Genomic DNA, 10,456 nt, shown 5'->3' on the forward strand with positions numbered 1-10,456 from the left:
AAGGCTCCGAAGGAAGTCAAGGGAATGAAAATTCCAATATCGCGAATCATCGCATATCTCCTGACAGCCTGCAGTGTGGCCTTCGCCGCCGGTTGCGCAAACCCGTCCGGCGGATTCGGCGCTTCGGCCACCGAATTTCCGGATTCGGAGAAATCCTATTGGCCGACCGCAGGCTGGCTCACGTCCGCGCCGGAGGAGCAGGGTTTGGACGGGGCGAAGCTGGACGGGATGCTTAAGCAAATCCGAGCGGAGAAGCTGGACTTGCACAGCATAGTGGTGATCCGGCATGGGTATATCGTCCACGAGACGTATTTCAAAAATCAAACGGCGGACGAGAAGCATGCCCTCTATTCCGTCACCAAAAGCTTCCTGTCCGCCCTGATCGGGATCGCGGTGGAGGAGGGGGGTATCTTCGGGATCGGACAGGAGGTTCTGGATTTCTTTCCCGGGACGCTGTTTGAAAACCCCGATCCGCGCAAGGAAGCCATGACCCTGGAGGATTTGCTGACGATGCGCTCCGGCCTGGCTTGGCTGGAAGCCGACGAGACCTTCCGGGAGCTCTACAGCACCGTCGATTGGGTGAAGTTCATGCTCGATCTGCCGATGGCGGACGTTCCGGGAACCGCGTTCAATTATTGTTCCGGGTGCAGCAACCTGCTTTCGGCCATCCTGCAGGTGGCGACCATGAAGACGGCGGAGGAATACGCCGCCGAACATCTCTTTCCCCGAATCGGGATCGCCGATTACCGGTGGGAAAGCGATCCGGCGGGGGCTTCGGTCGGAGGCTGGGGGCTGTATCTCACGCCGCGCGATATGGCCAAACTCGGATTGTTGTACCTGCGCGGCGGGGAGTGGGACGGGCGGCAAATTGTGCCTGCGGATTGGGTGCGCGAATCGACCCGCAAACACACCGCCACCGGCGGCGCGTTCGGATACGGATATCAATGGTGGATCTATCCCCGCTGGGGCGCCTACGCGGCCCTCGGACGGGGCGGGCAGATGGTCTTCGTAATCCCGGAATCCGATCTGATCGTCGTCACCACGGCGGATATGCCGGATCACGACGACCTCTTCGAGTTGATCGAGGATTTCATCCAACCGGCTCTGAGCGATTGACCGCGCACGAGCAGGATGCGGATCGACACTGACGGCGGCGTCATCCGTCCGGTCTCGGCGCGTGCGGTAAGGGCGTTGCAATCCGGTTCTGCTTGAAGCCATAGAGGAAGCTTCGCCTTCATCGGCGCCCGCGATGACCTCGCTTTACCCAAGCCTTGCGGAGGAAGTAGGCATGCCCTGCTACATGATCATTGATTCGAAAATCCTCGACCCCGTTCCGTATCGGGAGTACCAATCCAGAGTGGCGGAGATCGTGGCCAAATATGGGGGAAAATATCTGGCGCGGACGCGGCAGGTTTACGCCTTGTCGGAAACTTGGCGTCCGGAAAGACTGATACTTTTGGAATTTCCGAACCAGCAAAAAATCCGCAAATGGCTCGCCTCGGCAGAATACCGGGCCATCGCGCCGCTCCGGGAGGCAGGGGCGGAGACGAAAGCTATTATTGTGGAAGGATCGATCGATTAATTTTTGAAACAGAAAAACGGCAAAAAAGAAGTAACAAATCCGGCTTCGCATAGTCACTATGAAGTTTCTTCATTAATAAGTGGATTTTTTACTTCCATATTTTCCTTAATTTGTTGTTCTTTCATTTCCCATTATTTTTCTTGAGATGATAGATCCTGAAAATGCTAAGGCGCCTTTTCAGACATTTCACAGCGACCGGCTTGCCAGTCTCTTCACATTAAAAAAGGATGACCCTCCTGTAAATTAAGCAGCCTGCTTTCCCTTTCACTTTTTTTTTATGCCACTCTCTGGTTATCCCTGTTTTTTCACTTCGCGAGGGCGGACGCCGGCATGACGACCACTGGCCGAGAAATTATGTTTGAAGAAATCAAACCAAGTGACATTTATCGCAGATGCATTGCGCCTTTGCCCTATAAAAGAGCAATTTAATTCTACAACACACAAAACAGATATCGTCTGAAAAAGCCGGGTTACTTCCTAAGGTAACACTTGACAAAGGGTTGCTATGGAATATAAACATAAACAAGTTTTTATTGAAAACTAGTTTATTTCAAAGGAGATTACGTGGACGAGCAAATTGAAACCGCCGTCAAACGCGGGCGCGCCTATTGGTTCGCCGACGGATTCACGGAGATCCTCGGAGGGATCTTCCTGATCCTGGTTTCGAGCGTGATCTTCCTGCGCGGGATCGACGGCCAAGCGGAGTTCCTGCCGCAATTCGCTTCCACCGCGGTGGACATCGGACTCGTCAAGCTGGCCGCGTTCCTGGCGATCATCCTGGCCATCTGGTGGCTGAAGGACCGCTTCACCTACCCGCGGACCGGCGTGGTCCAGGGCAAACGGATCATGCCGGGCATCATCCTGACCTTCATCCGTAACGTCATCCTGGCCGCCATTCTGCCGGTGCTGGGGCTGCTGGCGGGGTTTGTTTTCGTGCCGTCCTTTCGCGGGGTTCTGGCCTCCATACCGGCCTGGCTCCCGATCCTGGTCGGAATACTGTGGGGCGTTCTGTTCTACAGCTCGGGCGAGTGGATGGGCCTGCGACGGTTCCGGATTATGGGCGGGCTGACTCTTCTGGCCGGGTTGGGGGTCGGCGCGTGGCAGGCCCTGCTCGGGTTTCCGAGCCTTGCCGCCGACGCGCTACAGGCGGATTGGCTCCAGCCGATGCCGGAGGCGATGCGCGCGTCGCTGGACGAGCTCCTCAGCCGGTTATTCGTCGGGATGAGTGTGTTGAGCACCGTTACCGGGGTGATCCTGATTATCGCGGGATCCGCCACCTTCCTGCTCTACCGCAGGGAGAACCCCTTCCCGTATCGGGAGGAAGAATGACCGGGCAGCTGCGCGGCCTCGCCGAGTTGAATCGGGTGATCCATGAGCCGTCCCGGCTGCTTCTGGTGGCGCTGCTCTCGTCGGTCGAATCCGCGGACTTCCTCTTCCTCCTCAAGGAGAGCCGCCTGACCAAAGGCAACCTCTCGGTGCATCTGATGCGGCTCGAGGAGGCGGGATATCTCACCGTGAAGAAATCCTTCCGCGGGAAGATCCCGCACACCGAATTCCGCCTGACCGCCAAGGGCCGGACGGCGTTCGACGAATATCGCAAGAGCATGGGTTCGATTATGGGTGAGGGCAAAGGAAAACGGTAATCCCCGAATCCTTTGAACAGTCCGGCGGTTGGATCCGCAACCGCAACGGCGATCCGCGCGGCTCCGGCCGTGCGGGGATGCGCGTCCGGCGCCGGCAAGACGGTCTGCCGGCGAGGAGGAAAATATGGATCTGTCTATTGAAACGAGACAATTGTCGAAGGCTTACGGCGCGGTGCGGGCCGTGGATTCGGTCGACCTGCGCGTCGGGCGCGGCGAAATCTACGGCTTCCTCGGCCTCAACGGCGCGGGGAAGACGACGACCATCCGCGCCCTGCTCGGGATGATCAAACCCAGCGCCGGATCCGTGCGGGTTATGGGGGAACCGGTCGGGCCGCACGGGCGCGGTCCCTGGCGGCGGATCGGACACATGGTCGAGCGTCCCTCCGCCTACCCGGACCTGACCGTCCGGGAGAATCTTGAAATAGCGCGGCGGCTGCAGGAGTACACCGATTCCTCCGCGACCGACCGCGTGATCGGCCTGCTGCATCTCGGAGAGTATGCGGGCCGCAAAGCGGGGACTCTCTCGACCGGCAACCTCCAGTGCCTGGCGCTTGCGCGGGCGCTGCTCCACGAGCCGGAGCTGGTCGTCCTCGACGAGCCGGCCAACGGGTTGGATCCGGCGGGCGTCGTCGAGATCCGCGGACTGCTCGCTGGACTGGCAAAGGAGAAAGGCGTGACGGTATTCATGTCGAGCCACATTCTCACCGAAGTCGACCGGCTCGCGGACCGGATCGGCATCATCCACAAAGGCCGGTTGATCGAGGAGCTGCGGGCAGGACAGTTGGAAGAACTGCGCGCCCGACGGCTCGTCGTGAAAACGCGCGACTTGCCGAAGGCGCAGCAAACGCTGGTCCGGGCCGGTTGCGACCCCAAGCTCGCCGACGGTTCGATTTACCTCGGCGATGAACGGTCGATCAACGCGCCGGATCGGATCGCCGAGCTGTTGGTGGGCGACTGTGTTCCGCCCACTCATTTGGCGGTGGAGCAGGAAGACCTCGAGCAGCATTTTCTGAAACTGACGCATTAAGACCTGACAGGTCTTCATGTTATGCGAAATGGAGAAATGAACATGACTTCTTTCTATACCGCTTTCTGGACTGAATCCCTGAAGGCTTTCCGATCCAAGGTGCCGTGGATTACCTTCGCCGCGTTTTCGGCATTCCCTATCATCGGCGGCGTGTTCATGATGATCATGCGCAACCCCGAGCAGGCGCGGGCGATGGGCCTCGTCGGCGCCAAGGCGCAGCTGCTCAGCGGGGGAACCGTCGATTGGCAGTCGTATTTCGATTTCCTTTCGGTGGGGACCGCGGGGGCGGGGGCGATCCTGTTCGCTTTCATTTTCGCCTGGGTGTTCGGGCGCGAGTTTTCCGATCACACCGCCAAGCAACTGCTGGCGCTCCCGACCCGCCGGGAGACGATCGTCTGGGCGAAACTGCTGCTATCCACCCTCTGGATCCTGTGTCTGGGAGTCTGGATTTTTCTTCTCGGCATTCTTGTCGGTGCCGCAATCTCGCTCCCGGGTTGGTCGTCCGGCGCGGTCCGGACCGCATTCGGATCCCTGATGCTTTCCACTTTCCTGACCGCCTTGCTCATGCCGCTCGTGGCGCTGTTTGCCAGCGCCGGCCGCGGCTATCTGCCTCCTTTGGCGTGGGCGTTCGGCACGCTGGGCGCGGCCCAGATCGCCGGCCTGATGGGCTGGGGCGACCGTTTCCCGTGGGCCGTGCCGGGCATGGTCAGCATGATGTTCAGCGTTGTCTATGGAGCGCGCGCCGAGGGAGTCGGCGTGCACAGTTACGTCCTGGTGATGCTCACCTGCCTTATCGGCGTCGCGGCCACGATCGCATGGTGGCGCAGCGCGGACCAATCGAAATGAGGGAAAATCCGGCGCCACAAAAAAACGCAAAGAGCGCGGTTATTTTGAGGTCCTCTTTGCGTTCTTCGCGCCTTTGCGGTAAAAAAGGTGTATGAAAATCACCATCGCCGCCGTTGGTTCGCGCGGGGACGTTCAACCGTTTATCGCCCTGGGATCCGGCCTGCAGAAGGCCGGGTTTGAGGTTTTCCTTTCCGCCCCGAAAATATTCTCGGGGCTGATCGCCGCATACGGACTGCACCATATCCCGATCAGCGTCAATCCGCAGCAGATCATGGAGCACCCTTCCATGCAGGCCGCGGCGAAGAGCAACAATCCGGTCCGGCTGATGCGATCAATGTTCCGCGAGGGGCTGCCGCTGATCCGGACCTTTCTGGAGGAAGTGTGTTCTAACTGCCGGGGAAGCGACGCCGTCGTGCTGACGGCGGTTCCCAACGGCGCTCTCGACGCCGCGCAAAAGATGAATGTCCCTTAACTTCAGGCCGGTTTGGGGCCGGTTTATCCGACCGGCAAATTTCCCATGATCGGGATAAATTTTCACGGCCTGCGAATCAGGTTTCTCAATAAAATCTCCTATTCGCTTTACGAATAGGGGATGTGGGTTTTCTTCCGCGGCTTTCAGAATGCCTGGCGCAAGCAAGCCTTGGGCTTGCCGCCGCTGCCGGCCGGCGGACCGGCCGGGATCATCCGCAGGACTGCGCCCCACGTTTTTGGATACAGCCCATCGGTGATCCCGCGGCCGGCGGATTGGCCGTCGGAAGTCCATGTGACCGGATATTGGTTCTGCGATCCGCCGCCGGGCTGGCAGCCGCCGGATGGCCTCAGAGCCTTTCTCGATTCCGGAGCCGCCCCCGTGTACATCGGTTTCGGAAGCATGCCGGATGCGGAGGTCCGCGGAACCACGCAACTTGTCTTGGAGGCGATCCGGATCGCCGGGGTGAGGGGGATCCTGCTCAGAGGGTGGAGCGGGTTGGGGGGCGATGCTCTCCCGGAGACCGTCTTTGCTGTGGATTCGATCCCGCATTCCTGGCTGTTCCCGAGGATGGCGGCGGTTGTTCATCACGGGGGAGCGGGCACCACGGCGGCCGGTTTGCGCGCCGGGGTTCCGTCGATCATCACGCCGTATGCGGCCGACCAATTCGTTTGGGCGAAGCGGGTGTCGGAGCTGCAGCTCGGCCCGAAGCCTGTTTCTTACCATAGCTTGACGGCGCAAAAACTGGCCGATGCGATCCGGCAGGCGGTTGACGATGGGGCCATGCGCGACCGCGCCGCAGATTTTGGCCGTCGCATCGAAGCCGAGCCCGGGGTGGAGAAGGCGGTGGAGATCATCTCCGGATATTTAAGCGGATTGACCCGCTGAGGAAAAGGCGATCCGCCATCGGCCGGGTGTTTTGATGGAGCCGGCTGGTGGAAGGATTGAAACGCGATTGGGTGTTTCATTGCGCCTTCGCGTCTTGGCGGGAAAAAGGCCTCGGGAAAAAGAGGCCGGAAAAGCGAGGTTCAGCCAATACTTTTCCCGGCGGCTGAGGCAATACGGCTGCGGTCCAGCGTATAGCGGATGAACTCCTGCGTCTCCCGGATTTCGTCCGCCTCCGTTTCGGGATTCGGATCGAACCGTCCGGCCAGCGCCCGGTCCACCAGCCTCCCCCAGCGCGCATCCAACTTCGCCTTGGCCCACCCCGCCGCGTCGGATTTCGAGGCGACCGACCCCGTCGCGAGCGTGAAGCCGATCCGGCACATCGTCAGCACCGCGTAGGATTGGTAGCCGCGCCGCATTAGTGGGCTCGGATCGACCAGGAAACTCGCCCACCATTTTTCGAGCGTGGCCCGCATGGCGCTCTGCAACGCCTCCGGCGGCACGGGGTCGATCAGCGTTTTGGGATCCGGGCCGAGGAGCGGGATCCCGCGTTCGCGCACGACGTAATAATGGATCAGCCAGTCCTCGTCGTGGCGGGCCATTTTCAGGCGCACCGGCTTGCCGCGTTCCAGGTTCGGATGCGTCGAAAGCGCCGGATCGTAGCGCCGGACGGCGCCGCGGGAAATGTACGAGCCCTCCAATTCCACCCCCCAGCGCGGATGCTTCGCGGCCAGCCGTTCGTGCATCGCCTGCAGCGCTGCGAATTTAAAAGTATCGATCTCTTCCTCGGTGACGGCGAGGAAATCGATGTCGCTGGCAGGGTCGAAATCGCCGCCGGCGAGCGAGCCGTCCAGGTACAGGCCGACGAGGCGGCTCCCCAAAATCGAACCGATGCCATCCAGAAGGTCGAACAGGACGGCGTCGACCTCGGGGTAGGGTGCGAACGGAGCGGGTGGAATGGTCACAATTCGCCTGTCGATACCGCAAAAAACCGGTTGAAAAAACGGGAATAATCTAGGTTTTCATCGCAAAAAAAACGCCGACGAAATAATTTTTATACACGCAATCTACGTTGGTGAAGCCCGCGTCGCGAAGCCAGCGGAGCTGGTCTTCCAGAAGGGCGTCCCGGTCGTACGTTTTGCGGCGGTCGATGCTCTCGCGGATCCGCTCCTCCGACGGCTCTTCGCGCCGGACCTGGGTCAGCCAATGCGTCCAATACAGATCGCGCAGATATTCCGTTTCGCCGCGGATCTGATCGATGTTGAGGAAGACTCCCGGCGTCCGCAGCCTGCCGTACAGGATCCGGAACAGATGTTGCTTTTCGTCGTCGGTGAGGTGGTGAATGGACAGGCTCGAAATCACCAGGTCGAATTCCTGCGCGTTCTGAAGCGACCGGTAATCCGAGATGCGGTATTCGAACTGATCCGGGCGCCCGGCAAACCGCCGCCGGGCGACGTCGAGCATCCTATCCGCCAGATCGACCAGAAGAAATTTCGCCTTCGGATATTTCATCAGGATGTGCTTGGAAAACAGGCCCGTGCCGGCGCCCAGGTCCAGCACCTCGATCGCCTGATCGGCCGGGAACGGTACCCGTTCCTGAGCGGTCCGGAAAAGATCGCTGTAGTTTGGGAGCGCTTTGCGCATCCACTCGTCGTAATATTCGATGGAGGCGTTGAACGCCTGATCGATGGTCATTGCGGTTTCCTCGTCAACGCGGTTTCTTCCCCGCCGCAATCATCCGGACCGTCTCGGCGATCCGTTTCATCCGGGTCTCGTCGCGTTTGGCTTCCTCGATCCAGCGCACGTATTCCTTGAGATGCGAATGGGAAAGCGATTCGGCATGCATTATACGGCAGGACGAGTTTTTGCTTCGCGGCGCAGCAATCATACGGAGGGTGACGGATTGTTATTGCGCAAATCCGTCCTCCAAATCCGGCTTGGTCTGGAGGGCTTCCTTGTCTATAATATGGAACTTCCCTGCGGGTTAGTCTCCGGACGTCCGGTATAAGCGGAGGCGGAATGAATGACACGCTGCGAACCCGGCATCTGCGAAAGCTACATGAAAATTTTACTGGCTATGGTTTTTACGGCGCGGATCGTAAAACCATTCTGAACGCCTGCCAGTTTTCGCACTCCGCGATTAATCCGGGCATCTCGCAAATCCGCGGGGGAGGATTTGCCCGCCGATGAAACTCTTCGCCCACCGCGGCGTGTACGACCTCGCTCCGGAAAACACCATCCCGGCGTTCGAACGGGCGATTGCGCTCGGCGCGGACGGGATTGAGTTCGACGTCCGCCTGACCGCCGACCGGGTCCCCGTCGTGATCCACGATTCCTCCCTTGGACGGACCACCTCCGCTTTCGGCGCGGTCGGCCGTTCCACGTTGGCGCAGGTTAAAGCCGCGCGCTTCCGCGCCGTGCGCGGGGCCGACGCGTACATTCCCACGCTGCGCGAGGCGCTGGAAGCCCTGGCCGGCCGGATCGAATTGCAGATCGAACTGAAAGGGAACGATCCGGAAACTGCGGCGCGGGCGGGGGAGATCTTGCAGGCATTCCGCCCCGATTGGGAGGGGATGGAAATCATATCCTTCGAGCCGGAGTTGTTGCAGGCGTTTCACGACGCCGTTCCCGGGCTGCAAACCGGGTTGCTCACTGCGCCGCACGGATTCTGGATCCGGCCGGAAAGGGTCATCGCCCGGGCGCTCGAACGGGCTTCAGAGGCCCGCGCGGGAGCGCTCCACCTGAATGCTTCGCAGCTCTCGGAACGGACCGCCGGCGAAATCCGCATGCGGGGAATCGCGTTGCACGCTTGGGGCGTGAATTCAGAACGGCGCTGCCGAGCGGCGCTCGGCTCCGGCGCCGTCAGCATATGCACGGACGATGTGCCGCGTATGGCCCGCTGCGTCCGGGAAGCGGCGGGAACGGGCTGAGGACCAGCGGCGCACTGCCGAGGAACCCGCGATGCGCGCGTTTGCAAATCCGCCCGTCTGGCGGTTTACGGGAGGGCGGGAGGCCGAATGACGAAAACCGAAATCGGCGCAAGCAAACCGGAAAATTTCATCGATCGCTGGCCGGGGGAATTTTCGATTTTTTCCCATTTTGAAATGGCGTTGGGCATACCCCACGCGCTTTTTCTGATTACCACCGTCAAGGAAAACGGAAAACCCAACGCCTGTTTTCAGTCGTGGAGTTCCTTCTACGGCGACAGCGGCGGCTATTATGCCGTCACGCCGCTGGTCCGGCAGACGCATACCTACCGAAACATCTTGCGGACCGAGGAATTTTGCGTCAATTTCCTAAGCGCGCGGTATTTTGACGCCTGTTACCAAACCGTGTTCCACAATGAGGACGATGCCGATGAGATTGCGGTCGGGGGATTCGCCGCGGAACCGTCACGGATAGTCGCCGTTCCCAGGATCAGGGAAGCCTTCCTCTGTTTGGAATGCCGGCTGAAAAACGACGTCGACCTTTCACAGAAAGGAATTCAGTCGCTGGTCATCGGGCAGGTCCTCTCGGCGGCAATGGAGACCGATTATCTCAACGGGTCGGAACGCAAGTACGGACCGGACGGATTTATGTTTTATGGCAACGAGCTGCGTGACTTCGCCGGCGGGAACCAAGGCGAGAGAAAGGTCGCCTGTCTGAATATCCTCAGGAAGGCGTAACTGGACTGAGGCGAAACCTTTTATACAAACCGAAAAATTTCATCACTGAGCCTGTTTATTGCTCCGCAGATATTCTCCCTGTCTCCTTTCTTAACGCTATCATCAATTCCATTCCCTCTCTCTTGGCATCCCCCCGCTTCCCCCGGCAAAATGAGTGCCGAGGGAGGGAGCGAAGGCAGGATAGGAGAGGGGGACTGGGTTAAGAAGTTGAGGGTGAGGATGGATTGCTGGCTACTGAGTAATTACATTTAAGACTCCCCTGAAAAAAGTGGTTTTTAAAATGCCAATTCCGGCTTTCGCATGAGAATCCAGGCGCGGAGCGAAAAAAAGAAAAAGGAA

General features: G+C 59.7%; 14 protein-coding genes. 11 read left to right on the forward strand and 3 right to left on the reverse strand.

Annotated elements, in window-relative coordinates:
* Positions 1 to 24 precede the first annotated feature (24 nt).
* The 8 genes from JW929_01530 (at position 25) to JW929_01565 (ending at position 6,455) form a co-directional block, all read left to right on the forward strand.
* Entirely contained in the window at positions 25 to 1,116 is a 1,092-nt protein-coding gene (locus tag JW929_01530) for a serine hydrolase (protein MBN1438063.1), read from the forward strand.
* Between the two features lie 172 nt (positions 1,117 to 1,288).
* Positions 1,289 to 1,582, forward strand: coding sequence for a DUF1330 domain-containing protein (locus tag JW929_01535; GenBank protein ID MBN1438064.1), 294 nt, complete (start codon positions 1,289 to 1,291; stop codon positions 1,580 to 1,582).
* A 564-nt stretch (positions 1,583 to 2,146) separates the two neighbouring features.
* Positions 2,147 to 2,911 (forward strand): hypothetical protein, encoded by a 765-nt coding sequence (locus JW929_01540; protein ID MBN1438065.1) that lies wholly within the window; start codon positions 2,147 to 2,149, stop codon positions 2,909 to 2,911.
* Positions 2,908 to 3,225 (forward strand): transcriptional regulator, encoded by a 318-nt coding sequence (locus JW929_01545; GenBank protein MBN1438066.1) that lies wholly within the window; start codon positions 2,908 to 2,910, stop codon positions 3,223 to 3,225. The genes JW929_01540 and JW929_01545 overlap by 4 nt, the downstream gene beginning before the upstream one ends.
* Positions 3,226 to 3,349: 124 nt before the next feature.
* Positions 3,350 to 4,252 (forward strand): ABC transporter ATP-binding protein, encoded by a 903-nt coding sequence (locus tag JW929_01550; GenBank protein MBN1438067.1) that lies wholly within the window; start codon positions 3,350 to 3,352, stop codon positions 4,250 to 4,252.
* A gap of 42 nt (positions 4,253 to 4,294) precedes the next feature.
* Positions 4,295 to 5,098, forward strand: coding sequence for an ABC transporter permease (locus tag JW929_01555; GenBank protein ID MBN1438068.1), 804 nt, complete (start codon positions 4,295 to 4,297; stop codon positions 5,096 to 5,098).
* 91 nt (positions 5,099 to 5,189) lie between these two features.
* Positions 5,190 to 5,570 carry a glycosyltransferase gene (locus JW929_01560; GenBank protein MBN1438069.1) on the forward strand — a complete coding sequence of 127 codons (381 nt, stop codon included), beginning with the start codon at positions 5,190 to 5,192 and terminating at the stop codon, positions 5,568 to 5,570.
* 120 nt (positions 5,571 to 5,690) lie between these two features.
* Positions 5,691 to 6,455, forward strand: coding sequence for a glycosyltransferase family 1 protein (locus JW929_01565; GenBank protein ID MBN1438070.1), 765 nt, complete (start codon positions 5,691 to 5,693; stop codon positions 6,453 to 6,455).
* A gap of 140 nt (positions 6,456 to 6,595) precedes the next feature.
* Here JW929_01565 and JW929_01570 read toward each other — a convergent pair whose 3' ends face one another.
* Genes JW929_01570 through JW929_01580 form a run of 3 tightly spaced genes read right to left on the reverse strand, consistent with a single transcriptional unit; the run spans position 6,596 to position 8,298 of the window.
* The gene (locus JW929_01570; protein ID MBN1438071.1) at positions 6,596 to 7,417 is read right to left on the reverse strand and encodes a DUF4111 domain-containing protein; all 822 of its coding nucleotides are present in this window, start codon (positions 7,415 to 7,417) and stop codon (positions 6,596 to 6,598) included.
* Positions 7,418 to 7,466: 49 nt separating this feature from the next.
* Positions 7,467 to 8,147, reverse strand: coding sequence for a class I SAM-dependent methyltransferase (locus JW929_01575; GenBank protein MBN1438072.1), 681 nt, complete (start codon positions 8,145 to 8,147; stop codon positions 7,467 to 7,469).
* A 13-nt stretch (positions 8,148 to 8,160) separates the two neighbouring features.
* Complete coding sequence (locus tag JW929_01580) at positions 8,161 to 8,298, reverse strand: YdeI/OmpD-associated family protein (GenBank protein MBN1438073.1); 138 nt, start codon at positions 8,296 to 8,298, stop codon at positions 8,161 to 8,163.
* Between the two features lie 173 nt (positions 8,299 to 8,471).
* On the opposite strand from JW929_01580, the gene JW929_01585 reads away from it, so the two are divergent.
* The 3 genes from JW929_01585 (at position 8,472) to JW929_01595 (ending at position 10,117) form a co-directional block, all read left to right on the forward strand.
* The gene (locus tag JW929_01585; GenBank protein MBN1438074.1) at positions 8,472 to 8,642 is read left to right on the forward strand and encodes a hypothetical protein; all 171 of its coding nucleotides are present in this window, start codon (positions 8,472 to 8,474) and stop codon (positions 8,640 to 8,642) included.
* A complete protein-coding gene (locus tag JW929_01590; protein MBN1438075.1) occupies positions 8,639 to 9,382 on the forward strand; it encodes a glycerophosphodiester phosphodiesterase in 744 nt (247 codons plus the stop codon). The genes JW929_01585 and JW929_01590 overlap by 4 nt, the downstream gene beginning before the upstream one ends.
* An 87-nt stretch (positions 9,383 to 9,469) precedes the next feature.
* A complete protein-coding gene (locus JW929_01595; protein MBN1438076.1) occupies positions 9,470 to 10,117 on the forward strand; it encodes a flavin reductase in 648 nt (215 codons plus the stop codon).
* Positions 10,118 to 10,456 lie beyond the last annotated feature (339 nt).

The sequence above is a fragment of the Anaerolineales bacterium genome, from assembly GCA_016928575.1.
Taxonomy (GTDB): Bacteria; Chloroflexota; Anaerolineae; order Anaerolineales; family RBG-16-64-43; genus JAFGKK01.